The organism is Pseudomonas sp. BYT-1, assembly GCF_023611805.1.
GTDB classification, from domain to species: domain Bacteria; phylum Pseudomonadota; class Gammaproteobacteria; order Pseudomonadales; family Pseudomonadaceae; genus Aquipseudomonas; species Aquipseudomonas guariconensis.
The window spans coordinates 1,636,469-1,650,570 of the sequence record NZ_CP072559.1; the positions used below are offsets into that span (position 1 = coordinate 1,636,469).

The following is a 14,102-nucleotide window of genomic DNA, read 5'->3' on the forward strand; positions in this document are numbered from 1 at the left end:
TCATGCTGGAGCTGACCGATACGCAGATTGGCACCTGGGTCGCCACGTTCATCCTGCCGTTTTTCAGGGTGACGGCGGTGCTGATGACCATGCCGATCCTGGGTACCAAGATGTTGCCCGCGCGCATCCGTCTCTATGCAGCTTTGGCCATCACCGTGGTGATTGTTCCAGGGCTGCCGCCCTTGCCTGAGATCGACCCCCTGAGCCTGCGCGGCGTGTTGCTGTGCGCCGAGCAGGTGATTGTCGGTGCGCTGTTCGGTCTGGCCTTGCAGATGCTGTTCCAGGCGTTCGTGGTGGCTGGGCAGATCATTGCCGTTCAGATGGGGATGGCCTTTGCCTCCATGGTTGACCCGGCCAACGGTGTCAACGTGACAGTCGTCAGCCAGTTCATGACCATGCTGGTGAGCATTCTATTCCTGCTGATGAATGGTCATCTGGTGGTGCTGGAGGTAATGACCGAGAGCTTCACCACCTTGCCGATCGGCAGTGCGCTGATGGTCAATCATTTCTGGGAGATGGCCGGGCGCATGAGCTGGGTCCTCGGCGCTGGCCTGTTGTTGGTATTGCCCGCGATCACTGCGCTGCTGGTGGTCAATATTGCATTCGGCGTCATGACGCGTGCCGCGCCGCAGTTGAACATCTTCTCCATTGGTTTTCCGTTGACCCTCGTGTTGGGGCTGGCCATCTTCTGGGTCACCCTGGCGGACATTTTTTCCCATTACCAGCTGTTGGCCAGCGAAGCGCTGCAATGGCTGCGTGAGCTGGCAAGGGCGCGCTGAAGATGGCAGAAAGCGAGAGCGGTCAGGACAAGACAGAAGAACCCACCGACAAGCGCCGGCGCGATGCGCGTGAAAAAGGCGAAGTGGCTCGCTCCAAGGAGCTCAACACAGTAGCGGTGACCCTCGCTGGCGCCGGGGCCCTGCTGGCATTCGGTGGGTATCTGGCGGAAACGTTGATGGACCTGATGCGTATGAGCTTTTCTCTCACCCGCGACATGGTGGTGGATGAGAGTGCCATGGGAACCCTGCTCCTGGTCTCGGGAAAGATGGCGATCTGGGCGGTTCAGCCCATCGTGATCATGCTGTTCGTGATTTCCTTCATCGCACCTATCGTCCTGGGTGGTTTCTTGTTTTCTGGCAGCTTGTTGCAGCCGAAATTCAGCCGCATGAACCCCTTGTCGGGCATCAAGCGGATGTTCTCCTTGAACTCGCTGACTGAGTTGCTCAAGGCGTTTGCCAAGTTTTTCGTGATTTTGGTGGTGGCGCTGGCGGTACTTTCCAGCGATCGCCAGGCATTGATGGCGATTGCCAACGAGCCGCTGGAGCAAGCCATCATCCATAGCGTCCAGGTGGTCGGGTGGAGCGCGTTGTGGATGGCTGCCGGATTGCTGCTGATCGCGGCGGTCGACGTGCCGTTCCAAATCTGGCAGGCGCATAACAAGCTGAAGATGACCAAGCAGGAAGTGAAGGACGAATACAAGGATTCGGAAGGCAAGCCTGAGGTCAAACAGCGGATTCGCCAGTTGCAGCGCGAAGCCTCGCAGCGGCGCATGATGGCGGCGGTGCCCGAGGCGGATGTGATCATCACCAACCCCACGCACTATGCCGTGGCGCTCAAGTACGACCCGGAATCGGGCGGGGTGGCGCCTTTGCTGTTGGCCAAGGGGACGGATTTCATCGCGTTGAAGATTCGCGAGATCGGGGTTCAGCATCAGGTGCAGATCCTCGAGTCGCCGGCGTTGGCGCGGGCGATCTACTACTCCACCGAGCTTGAGCAGGAGATTCCGGCGGGGTTGTACCTGGCGGTGGCGCAGGTGCTGGCTTATGTGTTCCAGATCCGGCAATACCGGGCGGGGAAGGGCAAGGCGCCGGAGCCTTTGAAGCCTGATTTGCCGATTCCGCCGGATTTACGGCGTGATCGGTGAGTCGCTTTGGGTTGCATTGGTTGGTGTTGGTGTTGGTGTTGGTGGGCATATCCGTTTGATTCATCGACGCTTAGTCACCTTTCCGCCTTTACGGCGGGTCACTTTGGTCTTGGCCAAAGTAACCAAAGCCGTTTTGCTCCCACATACGGCCCCTGCGCTGCGCTCCGGGGTTCCCTCCGCTCCGGTGCCTTACGGGCCCTCGCGGCCTCCGGCTGGCTCTGCCAGCCTCCATCTCGCGACTTCGGCTCCCGCCGAAGGGCGCTGCGCGCCTGCCCCTCCAGACACCTCCGCTCGGCCTCCTGAGGTCGCGATTGGTGGTGTCTGAACCATCTCGTATCAAAGGCAACGGCACGGCAAACAAGCTAATTATTTGTTGGCAGTTCCGGCTTATTCGCGGGTAAGCCCGCACACAGGCTCACCGCTGTCCTTGAGAAGGGTGCTGTACCTGTGGGAGCGGGTTTACCCGCGAATGGGCCAAAAAGCTCACCACAAAAACCACTGAATGAAACAACGCCAGCCCAGGCACCGCCTGTAACTTGCGCCCCATCAGCAGCACCGGGCCGTATGCGGGGGCGCAGCGGCTTTGGTTGCTTTGGCCAAGACCAAAGTGACCCGCCATCAAGGCGCCACCACCCACACCAGATATACACGCGATTCAACAAGCCCCCTCAAAAAGCCCGACTCAAACACCGCGCCCAAAAGTTGGAAGGCTTCTTGCAAAGGCAGCGCCAAACGCCCATTCAGGCGTCAAAGTTTTGCTTGAAGAGGATTTGCGGTGGATCGCACTCAGTTAATCAACAGCGCCCGAAACAACCTGGCTGGTCTCGGCCGGGGCAACCTGGGCGTGCCGCTGTTGCTGCTGGTGATGATGGCAATGATGATGTTGCCGATTCCACCGTTCCTGCTCGACGTTTTCTTCACCTTCAACATCGCCCTGTCGATCGTCGTCCTGCTGGTCTGCGTATACGCCCTGCGCCCGCTGGACTTCGCTGCGTTTCCCACCATCCTGCTCGTGGCAACCTTGCTGCGTCTTGCCCTGAACGTGGCCTCCACGCGTGTGGTCATGCTCCACGGCCAGGAAGGCCACGGTGCTGCGGGCAAGGTGATCCAGGCCTTCGGCGAGGTGGTGATCGGCGGCAACTACGTGGTCGGTGCGGTGGTGTTCGCCATCCTCATGATCATCAACTTCGTCGTGGTCACCAAGGGCGCCGGGCGTATTTCCGAGGTGAGCGCACGTTTCACCCTTGACGCGATGCCTGGCAAGCAGATGGCGATCGACGCCGACCTCAATGCGGGCCTGATCGACCAGGCTCAGGCCAAGGCCCGACGCGCCGAAGTCGCCCAGGAAGCCGAGTTCTATGGCTCCATGGACGGTGCCAGCAAGTTCGTTCGCGGCGACGCCATCGCCGGGCTGCTGATCCTGTTCATCAACCTTATCGGCGGCATGCTCATCGGTATCCTGCAGCATGGCATGTCGGCCGGCGAGGCGGGCAAGGTCTACGCCTTGCTGACCATCGGTGACGGTTTGGTGGCGCAGTTGCCCTCGCTGCTGCTGTCCACCGCCGCCGCGATCATGGTGACCCGAGCCTCCAGTTCCGAGGACATGGGCAAGCTGATCAATCGGCAGATGTTCGACTCGCCCAAAGCGTTGGCTGTTTCGGCGGCGCTGATGATCGTCATGGGCTTGGTTCCGGGCATGCCGCATATCGCCTTCCTGGGGCTTGGCGCGGCGGCCGGGGGCGGTGCCTACCTGGTCTGGCGTCGTCAGCAACAGGCCAAGCTCAAGGCCCAGGAAGAAGCGCAGCGCCAGCAGGACCTGCTGCCATCGCCCCAGCGTGCCTTGGAAACCAAGGAATTGGGTTGGGACGATGTGACGCCCATCGACATGATCGGCCTTGAGGTCGGTTATCGCCTGATTCCGCTGGTGGACCGCAACCAGGGTGGCCAGCTGTTGGCGCGGATCAAGGGGGTGCGCAAGAAGCTGTCCCAAGACCTGGGCTTTCTCATGCCCACTGTGCATATTCGCGACAACCTGGACCTGCAGCCGAGCGCCTATCGCCTCACCTTGATGGGGGTGATCCTGGCTGAGGCGGAGATCTATCCGGACCGGGAGCTGGCCATCAACCCGGGCCAGGTCTTCGGCACGCTCAACGGTATCGCTGCGCGCGACCCGGCGTTTGGTCTTGAGGCGGTGTGGATCGACGTCGGGCAGCGTGCCCAGGCCCAGTCGCTGGGCTACACCGTGGTCGATGCCAGCACGGTGGTGGCCACCCACCTCAACCAGATCCTGCAGAAGCATTGCCATGAACTGATCGGCCATGAAGAGGTCCAGCAACTGTTGCAAGTATTGGCCAAAGGTTCGCCTAAACTTGCCGAGGAGCTGGTACCGGGTGTCATTTCGTTGTCAGGCTTGCTCAAGGTCCTGCAGGCATTGTTAGCCGAGCAGGTGCCGGTGCGGGACATCCGCAGTATCGCCGAGGCAATCGCCAACAATGCTGGCAAGAGTCAAGATACCGCCGCGCTGGTCGCGGCAGTGCGCGTCGGATTGTGTCGCGCCATCGTGCAAAGCATTGTCGGCGTTGAGTCCGAGCTGCCTGTGATCACCCTCGAGCCAAGGTTGGAACAGATTTTGCTCAATAGTCTGCAAAGGGCCGGGCAAGGCCAGGAGGACGGTGTTCTCCTGGAACCGAGCATGGCCGAGAAGCTGCAGCGTTCGCTGATCGAAGCGGCCCAGCGTCAGGAGATGCAAGGCCTGCCGGCCATTCTTCTGGTCGCCGGCCCGATCCGCGCCATGCTGTCGCGCTTCGGTCGCCTGGCTGTACCGAATTTGCATGTTCTGGCGTATCAGGAAATACCTGACAACAAGCAAGTCACCATCGTTGCCACCGTGGGCCCCAACGGCTGAGGTAGTGGGTTATGCAAGTTAAGCGTTTTTTCGCCGCCGATATGCGTCAGGCCATGAAGCTGGTCCGGGATGAGCTTGGCTCCGACGCCGCCATCATCGGCAACCGGCGCATCGCCGGCGGTGTCGAGTTGACGGCCGCGCTGGACTACAAGCTGTCCGCCCTGGCCCCACGCGTGCCGAACATCGAACTCGAGGACGAGCTGCGCAAAACCCAGACGCGCATCGCTACCGCCCAGGCCGAACTGAGCACACGCAACGAAAGCGACGAGATCGGCAATCGCCAATTGTTCGCCGGATTGTCGTTGACCGCCTCCGAGCCACTGGTCGAGCCACAGGTTGACGCGCCGGCGCAGGTTGCGGCTCCAGCGCCGGCACCGGTCGATCCGCGTCTGTTCGATGCCATGCGCTCGGAGCTGTCGGGCCTGCGCGAATTGCTCGAAGTCCAGCTCGGATCCCTGGCCTGGAGCCAACTGCAGGGCAACAAGCCGCAGCAGGCCAACCTTTGGCGTCGCTTGCAGCGTATCGGCCTGTCGGGCCCGATCGCTCGCGAAGCACTCGAGCTTGCCGGCGAGATCGAAGACCCGCGCCACGCCTGGCGCATGATCTTGGCCCACCTGGCACGGATGATCCAGGTCCCCGAGATCGAGCCGATCGAAGAGGGCGGTGTGATCGCCATGGTCGGTCCGGCTGGTATGGGCAAGACCACCACGTTGGCAAAGCTGGCGGCGCGCTACGTGCTCAAGTACGGCGCCCAGCATCTGGCGCTGGTGAGCATGGACAGCTTCCGCATTGGCGCCCAAGAGCAGCTCAAGACATTGGGGCGCATCCTCAATGTGCCGGTGACCTATGTCGACCCGGGCCAGTCCTTGGCCCAGGCGCTCGATCCGCTGTTGCGCAAGCGCGTGGTGCTGATCGACACCGCAGGCCTGCAGGCCAGCGACCCGGCCCTGCGGCTGCAACTGGAGAGCCTGGCCGGACGCGGCATCGCCGCCAAGAACTACCTGGTACTGGCCACCACCAGCCAGAAGCAGGTGCTGACCGCCGCCTACCACAGCTACAAGCGCTGTGGCCTGGCCGGCTGCATCCTGACCAAGCTTGATGAAACGGCCAGCCTCGGCGAAGTGCTGAGCCTTGCCATCAGTCACGAATTGCCCGTGGCCTATCTGACCGATGGACCGCGCATTCCTGACGACCTGCAACTGCCGCGCAAACATCAGTTGGTCAGCCGTGCGGTCAGTGTGCAGATGCAGGACGAGCCCAGCGAAGAGGCGATGGCCGACATGTTCGCTGATCTCTACCACAACCCAGGCAAGCGTGCGGGTTGACGAATGGACAGCGCAAAGTACCTGCATCCTGAGCGTCGTGTTCAGCTCCTGATGTGGCCTGGGCCCCGAGACAAGGTAAAGAACAAACATGGGTAGCATGCATCCCGTACAGGTGATCGCCGTGACCGGCGGTAAAGGTGGCGTGGGCAAGACCAACGTTTCAGTGAACCTGTCCCTGGCGCTGGCCGAGCTCGGCCGCCGGGTCATGTTGCTGGATGCCGACCTGGGCCTGGCCAACGTCGACGTCCTGCTGGGGCTGTCGCCCAAGCGCACCCTGGCCGATGTCATCGAAGGGCGCTGCGAGCTGCGCGATGTGCTGTTGCAGGGGCCAGGCGGTGTGCGCATCGTGCCGGCCGCCTCCGGCACCCAGAACATGGTGCACCTGGCGCCAGCCCAGCATGCCGGGCTGATCCAGGCGTTCAGCGAGATCGGCGACAACCTCGATGTGCTGGTGATCGATACCGCCGCGGGAATCGGGGACTCGGTGGTGAGCTTCGTGCGCGCCGCGCAGGAGGTGCTGTTGGTGGTCTGCGACGAGCCGACCTCGATCACCGATGCCTACGCCTTGATCAAGCTGCTCAACCGCGATTACGGCATGAACCGCTTCCGGGTCCTGGCCAACATGGCGCAGAGCCCGCAGGAAGGGCGCAACCTGTTTGCCAAGTTGACCAAGGTCACGGATCGCTTCTTGGACGTCGCCTTACAATACGTCGGTGCCGTGCCTTACGACGAATGTGTACGCAAGGCGGTGCAGAAGCAGCGGGCGGTCTATGAGGCCTTCCCTCGATCCAAGTGTGCGCTGGCCTTCAAGGCCATCGCGCAGAAGGTCGACAGCTGGCCGCTGCCTGCCAACCCGCGCGGGCACCTGGAGTTTTTCGTCGAGCGTCTGGTGCAGCCTACCAGCGCAGGACCGGTACTATGAATGCGAGCGGTTTCAAGATGTACAGCCGGGCGGCGCGTGATGCCCAGTACGAACTGGTCGAACGTTATGCCCCTCTGGTCAAGCGCATTGCCTATCACTTGCTGGCGCGCCTGCCGGCCAACGTACAGGTCGAGGACCTGATCCAGGCGGGCATGATCGGCTTGCTGGAAGTGGCCAACAAATACGATGCCAGCAAGGGCGCGAGCTTCGAAACCTACGCCGGCATCCGCATTCGTGGGGCCATGCTCGATGAGGTACGCAAGGGGGATTGGGCGCCGCGTTCGGTACATCGCAACACCCGCATGGTCAGCGACGCGATACGCGCCGTGGAGGCCAGAACCGGTCGCGACGCTAAAGATCATGAAGTTGCTGCCGAACTCCAATTGAGTCTCGATGATTATTACGGGATTCTGAACGACACCCTGGGCAGTCGCCTGTTCAGCTTCGACGACCTCCTGCAGGACGGCGAGCACGAAGGGCTGCACGAGGATGGCGCCAGTGGCCAGCTGGAACCTTCGCGGGACCTGGAAGACGAGCGCTTCCAGGCCGCGCTGACCGAAGCCATCGCCAACCTGCCGGAGCGTGAGCGTCTGGTGCTGGCGCTGTACTACGACGAAGAGCTGAACCTCAAGGAAATCGGTGAGGTGCTTGGGGTCAGCGAGTCGCGTGTCAGCCAGTTGCACAGCCAGTGCGCCGCGCGCCTGCGCAGCCGTCTCGGGGAATGGCGGGCACGTTGAGCCAGGGTTCGCCACCGTCGTTGGATGTTGTACCGAATTGATTGAATGCGCGTCCGGGGGCCGGGCGCGTTTAAGACTGCTTGGAGGTCTAATTGAACAAAGACATGAAAATCCTCATCGTTGACGACTTTTCGACGATGCGGCGGATCATCAAGAACCTGTTGCGTGACCTGGGCTTCACCAACACCGAGGAGGCCGACGACGGCACCACGGCGTTGCCGATGCTGGAAAACGGCCACTATGACTTTCTCGTGACCGACTGGAACATGCCTGGCATGTCCGGCATCGACCTGCTGCGCAAGGTCCGTGCCCATGACCGCCTCAAGGGTATGCCGGTGTTGATGGTGACCGCTGAAGCCAAGCGCGACCAGATCATCGAAGCGGCCCAGGCCGGGGTCAACGGCTATGTGGTCAAGCCCTTCACCGCCCAGGTGCTCAAGGAGAAGATCGAAAAGATCTTCGAACGCGTCAACGGCTGAGTCACGTCAGGGGGCGCCATGGAGCAAATGAACACATCGTTGGGGGAGTTCGAGTCGACCCTGAAGAAACACGCCCAGGAACTGGTCGAGAGCCTCGAGCACGGCCGGTTCGGCGAGGCGGTGCAGCTGATCCACCAGCTGAACCAGACCCGCGACCGCGGCCTGTACCAGGAAGTCGGCAAGCTCACCCGCGAGCTGCACAGTGCGATCGTCAGCTTCCAGATCGACCCGCGCATGCCGCAGGCCGAGGAAGTGTCGCAGATCACCGACGCCACCGAGCGCTTGTCCTACGTGGTCAAGCTCACCGAAGGCGCGGCCAACCGCACCATGGACCTGGTGGAGGCGAGCACGCCGCTGCTCAACGACCTGCAGGCCGAGGCCCAGAATCTGAGCACCGACTGGCAGCGCTTCATGCGCCGTGAAGTCGCAGCGCCGGAGTTTCGTGATCTGGTCAAGCGCGTCGACAGTTTCCTGACGCAAAGCGCCGAGGGGAACCGCAAGGTCGCTGGCCATCTCAACGACATTCTCCTGGCCCAGGACTACCAAGACCTCACCGGTCAGGTGATCAAACGGGTGACCGCGCTGGTCACCGAAGTCGAAAGCAATCTGCTCAAGCTCGTGCTGATGGCCAGCCAGGTCGACCGTTTTGCCGGTATCGAACATGACCACCAGCAGCTGCGTGCTGAAAAAGATCAAGAAAAACATCCGACTCGGGGTGAAGGTCCGCAGATTCATGCCGATAAGCGTGAAGATGTCGTGTCCGGTCAGGACGACGTCGACGATTTGCTGTCCAGCCTGGGTTTTTAGGGAGCACGTTCAATGAGCTTCGGCGCCGATGAAGAAATCCTCCAGGATTTCCTGGTAGAGGCCGGCGAAATCCTCGAGCAACTGTCCGAGCAATTGGTCGAGCTGGAAAGCCGACCGGAAGATGCGGACCTGCTCAATGCGATCTTCCGCGGTTTTCACACTGTAAAAGGGGGCGCCGGCTTCCTTCAGCTCAATGAGCTGGTGGAGTGCTGCCATATCGCCGAGAACGTGTTCGACATCCTGCGCAAAGGTGAGCGCCGGGTCGATGCGGAATTGATGGATGTGGTGCTCGAGGCACTGGATACGGTCAACAGCATGTTTGGCCAGGTGCGCGAGCGCAGCGACATTACCCCGGCCACGCCGGAGTTGCTGGCCGCACTGTCGCGTCTGGCCGAGCCGGCCGGTGCCGAGGCCCCAGCGCCTGCGGCCCAGGCTCCAGCCGTCGCCGAAGCCGAGCCTGCGGTCGAGCCCGACATCACCGATAGCGAGTTCGAACAACTGCTCGACTCGCTCGATGCGGTGAAGGCCCAGGCCGAGGCTACCGAACAGCTGCAGGGTGAGGTCGCGGGAAGCGACAGCGACGAGATCACCGATGCCGAGTTCGAGTCGCTGCTCGATCAGTTGCATGGCAAAGGCCAGTTTTCTGCCCAGACGCCTGCGCCTGTGTCGGCTGACAGCGTCGCGGCGCCGAGCAGCGATGAAATCACCGACGATGAATTCGAAGCGTTGCTCGATCAGTTGCACGGCAAGGGCACCTTCGCCGCCGATGCACTGCCCGGCGCCACGGCCCAGGCACCGGCTTCGGTCGAGGCGGGCGCCCAAAGTGGTGACATCACCGAGCACGAATTCGAAGCTTTGCTGGATCAGCTACACGGCAAAGGCAAGTTCTCCAGTGACGCGGCCGTGGCTGCGCCTGAGGCCGTGGCGGCCTCTGCCGTGGCCAAGGCCGACAGCAAGCCTGTCGCCAAGCCTGAACCGGCGCCGGTGGCCAAGCCTGCGGCTGCCAAACCGGCCGCGCCGGCCCGCGCAGCAGCCCCAGCCGCCGAAAAGCCTACGGCCAGCGAAGCGGAAACCACTGTGCGGGTCGACACCGCGCGCCTGGACGAGATCATGAACATGGTCGGCGAACTGGTGCTGGTGCGTAACCGTCTGGTACGCCTGGGCCTGAACAGCGGCGATGAGGCCATGTCCAAGGCTGTGTCCAACCTCGACGTGGTCACCGCCGACCTGCAGACCGCGGTCATGAAGACCCGCATGCAGCCCATCAAGAAGGTCTTCGGCCGCTTCCCACGGCTGGTTCGCGACTTGGCCCGCCAGCTCAAGAAGGAAATCAACTTGGAGCTGGTCGGTGAGGACACCGACCTGGACAAGAACCTGGTCGAGGCCTTGGCCGACCCGCTGGTGCACTTGGTACGCAACGCCGTCGACCATGGCATCGAAATGCCCGAGGAGCGCGAAGGCGCCGGCAAGGCACGGACCGGCCACGTGGTGCTGTCGGCCGAGCAGGAAGGCGACCACATCCTGCTGTCGATCTCCGACGACGGCAAGGGCATGGACCCTAACATCCTGCGGGCCAAGGCTGTCGAAAAGGGCCTGATGGACAAGGATGCCGCCGATCGCCTGAGCGAATCCGATTGCTACAACCTGATCTTCGCGCCGGGCTTCTCCACCAAGACCGAGATCTCCGACGTGTCCGGTCGCGGTGTGGGCATGGACGTGGTCAAGACCAAGATCTCCCAGCTCAACGGCTCGATCAACATCTTCTCGGCCAAGGGCCAGGGTTCGAAAATCGTCATCAAGGTGCCCTTGACGCTGGCGATCATGCCGACCTTGATGGTGATGTTGGGCAACCAGGCGTTCGCCTTCCCGCTGGTCAACGTCAACGAGATCTTCCACCTGGACCTGTCGCGCACCAACGTGGTCGACGGCCAGGAAGTGGTGATCGTGCGCGACAAGGCGCTGCCACTGTTCTATCTCAAGCGGTGGCTGGTCCAGGACCAGGTGCATGAGGAGCAGCGCGAAGGCCATGTGGTGATCCTGTCGGTCGGCACCCAGCGTATCGGCTTCGTGGTCGACCAGCTGGTGGGCCAGGAAGAGGTGGTGATCAAGCCGCTGGGCAAGATGCTCCAGGGCACCCCGGGCATGTCCGGCGCGACCATCACCGGCGACGGTCGCATCGCGTTGATCCTCGATGTGCCGAGCATGCTCAAGCGTTACGCCGCCCGGCGAATTTGATTTCGGTGGCGCACCTTGGCGGTTGCGCCGCCTAATGGAGTGTTTATGGCAGTCAAGGTCCTGGTGGTGGATGATTCCGGTTTCTTCCGCCGCCGCGTCTCGGAAATTCTCTCGGCCGACCCGACTATCCAGGTCGTGGGTACCGCGACAAATGGCAAGGAAGCGATCGACCAGGCAATCGCCCTCAAGCCGGATGTCATCACCATGGACTATGAAATGCCCATGATGGATGGCATCACGGCAGTGCGGCACATCATGCAGCGCTGCCCGACGCCGGTATTGATGTTCTCCTCGCTGACCCACGAAGGCGCCCGGGTCACCCTCGACGCTCTGGATGCCGGCGCGGTGGATTACCTGCCGAAGAACTTCGAGGACATCTCGCGCAACCCGGACAAAGTCCGGCAGTTGCTGTGTGAGAAGGTCCACACCATTTCGCGCAGCAACCGCCGGTTCGGCGGTTTCGCGACGGCAAGCCCGGCGCCTGCGCCTGCCAGCCATGCACCGACCAGCAGCTTCGCAAGCCCTTCGACGGCTCGCGTTTCGACCCCGGCTGCGTCTGTGGCCCGTCCAGCGTCCAGCAGCCATTCGCCAGCACCCAAGCGCAAGCCCTACAAGTTGGTCGCCATTGGCACGTCCACCGGCGGCCCGGTGGCGCTGCAGCGGGTGCTGACGCAACTGCCGGCCAGCTTCCCGGCGCCGATCGTGCTGATCCAGCACATGCCGGCGGCCTTCACCAAGGCCTTTGCCGAGCGCCTGGACAAACTGTGCAAGATCAGTGTCAAGGAAGCAGAGGATGGCGACATGCTGCGCCCGGGGTTGGCCCTGCTGGCCCCTGGCGGCAAGCAGATGATGATCGACGGCCGTGGCGCGGTGAAGATCCTGCCGGGCGATGAGCGCCTGAACTACAAGCCCTGCGTGGATATCACGTTCGGCTCGGCGGCCAAGTCCTATGGAGACAAGGTCCTGTCTGTGGTTCTCACCGGCATGGGCGCTGACGGTCGCGAAGGGGCCCGCCTGCTCAAGCAGGGCGGCAGCACCGTCTGGGCCCAGGATGAGGCCAGCTGCGTGATCTATGGCATGCCGATGGCCATCGTCAAGGCCAACCTGGCCGATGCAGTTTACAGCCTGGACGAGATCGGCAAGCATCTGGTCGAGGCGTGCGTCTGATGGATGTCCTGAGCCTGATTGGCCTGATCCTCGCGTTCGTCGCCATCGTCGGCGGCAACTTCCTGGAAGGCGGCCATGTCGGTGCCTTGCTCAACGGCCCGGCGGCGTTGATCGTGCTGGGCGGTACCCTGGCGGCGGCGCTGCTGCAGTCGCCGCTGTCGGCCTTCAAGCGGGCATTGCAGATCCTGCGCTGGATTTTCTTCCCGCCGCGCGTTGACCTGCCCGGCGGTATCGATCGGGTCGTCAACTGGAGCCTGACCGCGCGCAAGGAAGGCCTGCTGGGTCTTGAAGGGGTGGCGGACGCCGAACCCGACCCGTATGCGCGCAAGGGCCTGCAACTGCTGGTGGACGGCGCGGAGCCCGAGTCGATCCGCAGCATCCTCGAGGTCGACTTCCTGACCCAGGAGAGTCGCGACATCCAAGCGGCCAAGGTGTTCGAAAGCATGGGCGGCTATGCGCCGACCATCGGCATCATCGGCGCGGTCATGGGCTTGATCCATGTGATGGGCAATCTGGCCGACCCATCTCAGCTGGGCAATGGCATTGCGGTGGCTTTCGTCGCCACCATCTACGGCGTGGCCAGCGCCAACCTGATCCTGCTGCCGATCGCCAACAAGCTCAAGGCCATCGCGCTGCGCCAGTCGCGCTACCGCGAAATGCTGCTCGAAGGCCTGCTGTCGATCGCAGAAGGGGAGAACCCACGCTCGATCGAGCTGAAGCTGCAAGGCTTCATGGAGTAAGCCATGGCCCGCCGTCGTCACACCGAGGAACACGAAAACCACGAACGCTGGCTGGTGTCGTACGCCGACTTCATCACCTTGCTGTTCGCCTTCTTCGTGGTCATGTATTCGATCTCCTCGATCAACGAGGGCAAGTACAAGGTCATCTCCCAGGCTCTGCTCGGCGTATTCAACGACCCTGAGCGCAGCATGAAGCCCATCCCGATCGGCGATGAACGCCCGCTCAGCGTCAAACCCGCCGAGCCGCTGATCAAGGACAGCGAGCAAACCGACGCAGGCCTTGCCCAGAGCAATGCCGACCCGTTGAAGACCATTAGCGATGACGTGCGCGACGCCTTTGGCGACCTGATCAAATCCGACCAAATGACCGTGCGCGGCAACGAACTGTGGGTCGAGATCGAGCTCAACTCATCGCTGCTGTTCGGCAGCGGTGACGCCATGCCCAGCGACACAGCGTTCTCGATCATCGAGAAGGTGGCCAACATCCTCAAGCCCTACGCCAACCCGGTGCACGTCGAAGGGTTCACTGACAACCTGCCGATCCGTACCGCTCAATACCCGACCAATTGGGAGCTGTCCTCTGCCCGAGCGGCGAGCATCGTCCGCCTGTTGGCGATGAACGGTGTGAACCCGGCGCGCATGGCCTCGGTGGGGTATGGCGAGTACCAGCCGGTGGCCAGCAACGAGACGGCCGAAGGGCGGGCGCGTAACCGTCGAGTGGTGCTGGTGATTTCCCGCAACCTGGAAGTACGCCGCAGCCTGACCGGGTCCGGTAGCGCCAATGCCACGCCGGACGCGGCCTTGCGGCGGGCTGGCACACAAACTGCACCGACAACGCCTGCACCGGCGGTTGGGGGCTGA

The 14,102-nt window shown here is 62.5% G+C and carries 12 protein-coding genes; all 12 read left to right on the forward strand.

The window, feature by feature from the left end; translation table 11 throughout:
* Nucleotides 1–2: 2 nt before the first annotated feature.
* The 12 genes from fliR (at nt 3) to motD (ending at nt 14,102) form a co-directional block, all read left to right on the forward strand.
* The gene (gene fliR, locus J5X93_RS07480; protein ID WP_182941466.1) at nt 3–779 is read left to right on the forward strand and encodes a flagellar biosynthetic protein FliR; all 777 of its coding nucleotides are present in this window, start codon (nt 3–5) and stop codon (nt 777–779) included.
* 2 nt (nt 780–781) lie between these two features.
* Complete coding sequence (gene flhB / locus J5X93_RS07485) at nt 782–1,924, forward strand: flagellar biosynthesis protein FlhB (protein ID WP_182941464.1); 1,143 nt, start codon at nt 782–784, stop codon at nt 1,922–1,924.
* 775 nt (nt 1,925–2,699) lie between these two features.
* A complete protein-coding gene (gene flhA / locus J5X93_RS07490; protein WP_043212797.1) occupies nt 2,700–4,829 on the forward strand; it encodes a flagellar biosynthesis protein FlhA in 2,130 nt (709 codons plus the stop codon).
* 11 nt (nt 4,830–4,840) lie between these two features.
* Nucleotides 4,841–6,154 carry a flagellar biosynthesis GTPase FlhF gene (gene flhF / locus J5X93_RS07495; RefSeq protein ID WP_043212799.1) on the forward strand — a complete coding sequence of 438 codons (1,314 nt, stop codon included), beginning with the start codon at nt 4,841–4,843 and terminating at the stop codon, nt 6,152–6,154.
* Between the two features lie 88 nt (nt 6,155–6,242).
* Complete coding sequence (fleN, locus tag J5X93_RS07500; protein ID WP_043212801.1) at nt 6,243–7,076, forward strand: flagellar synthesis regulator FleN; 834 nt, start codon at nt 6,243–6,245, stop codon at nt 7,074–7,076.
* Nucleotides 7,073–7,813 (forward strand): RNA polymerase sigma factor FliA, encoded by a 741-nt coding sequence (fliA, locus tag J5X93_RS07505; protein WP_043212803.1) that lies wholly within the window; start codon nt 7,073–7,075, stop codon nt 7,811–7,813. The genes fleN and fliA overlap by 4 nt, the downstream gene beginning before the upstream one ends.
* A 104-nt stretch (nt 7,814–7,917) precedes the next feature.
* Nucleotides 7,918–8,292, forward strand: a complete 375-nt coding sequence (locus J5X93_RS07510) for a chemotaxis response regulator CheY (RefSeq protein WP_011534888.1) — start codon at nt 7,918–7,920, stop codon at nt 8,290–8,292.
* A gap of 18 nt (nt 8,293–8,310) precedes the next feature.
* Nucleotides 8,311–9,099: a protein phosphatase CheZ gene (locus J5X93_RS07515; RefSeq protein ID WP_043212807.1), complete on the forward strand. Its 789-nt coding sequence runs from the start codon at nt 8,311–8,313 to the stop codon at nt 9,097–9,099.
* Between the two features lie 12 nt (nt 9,100–9,111).
* The gene (locus tag J5X93_RS07520) at nt 9,112–11,334 is read left to right on the forward strand and encodes a chemotaxis protein CheA (protein ID WP_090345497.1); all 2,223 of its coding nucleotides are present in this window, start codon (nt 9,112–9,114) and stop codon (nt 11,332–11,334) included.
* A 45-nt stretch (nt 11,335–11,379) separates the two neighbouring features.
* Entirely contained in the window at nt 11,380–12,501 is a 1,122-nt protein-coding gene (locus J5X93_RS07525) for a protein-glutamate methylesterase/protein-glutamine glutaminase (RefSeq protein WP_090345499.1), read from the forward strand.
* Nucleotides 12,501–13,241 (forward strand): flagellar motor protein, encoded by a 741-nt coding sequence (locus J5X93_RS07530; RefSeq protein ID WP_043212813.1) that lies wholly within the window; start codon nt 12,501–12,503, stop codon nt 13,239–13,241. The genes J5X93_RS07525 and J5X93_RS07530 overlap by 1 nt, the downstream gene beginning before the upstream one ends.
* A gap of 3 nt (nt 13,242–13,244) precedes the next feature.
* Nucleotides 13,245–14,102 (forward strand): flagellar motor protein MotD, encoded by an 858-nt coding sequence (motD, locus tag J5X93_RS07535; protein ID WP_043212815.1) that lies wholly within the window; start codon nt 13,245–13,247, stop codon nt 14,100–14,102.

Coding starts and splice junctions, on each gene's coding strand:
- fleN (WP_043212801.1), top strand. CDS start 6,243: ATGGGTAGCATGCATCCCGTACAGGTGATCGCCGTGACCGGCGGTAAA.
- flhF (WP_043212799.1), top strand. CDS start 4,841: ATGCAAGTTAAGCGTTTTTTCGCCGCCGATATGCGTCAGGCCATGAAG.
- fliR (WP_182941466.1), top strand. CDS start 3: ATGCTGGAGCTGACCGATACGCAGATTGGCACCTGGGTCGCCACGTTC.
- J5X93_RS07520 (WP_090345497.1), top strand. CDS start 9,112: ATGAGCTTCGGCGCCGATGAAGAAATCCTCCAGGATTTCCTGGTAGAG.
- J5X93_RS07510 (WP_011534888.1), top strand. CDS start 7,918: ATGAAAATCCTCATCGTTGACGACTTTTCGACGATGCGGCGGATCATC.
- fliA (WP_043212803.1), top strand. CDS start 7,073: ATGAATGCGAGCGGTTTCAAGATGTACAGCCGGGCGGCGCGTGATGCC.
- J5X93_RS07530 (WP_043212813.1), top strand. CDS start 12,501: ATGGATGTCCTGAGCCTGATTGGCCTGATCCTCGCGTTCGTCGCCATC.
- J5X93_RS07515 (WP_043212807.1), top strand. CDS start 8,311: ATGGAGCAAATGAACACATCGTTGGGGGAGTTCGAGTCGACCCTGAAG.
- motD (WP_043212815.1), top strand. CDS start 13,245: ATGGCCCGCCGTCGTCACACCGAGGAACACGAAAACCACGAACGCTGG.
- flhB (WP_182941464.1), top strand. CDS start 782: ATGGCAGAAAGCGAGAGCGGTCAGGACAAGACAGAAGAACCCACCGAC.
- J5X93_RS07525 (WP_090345499.1), top strand. CDS start 11,380: ATGGCAGTCAAGGTCCTGGTGGTGGATGATTCCGGTTTCTTCCGCCGC.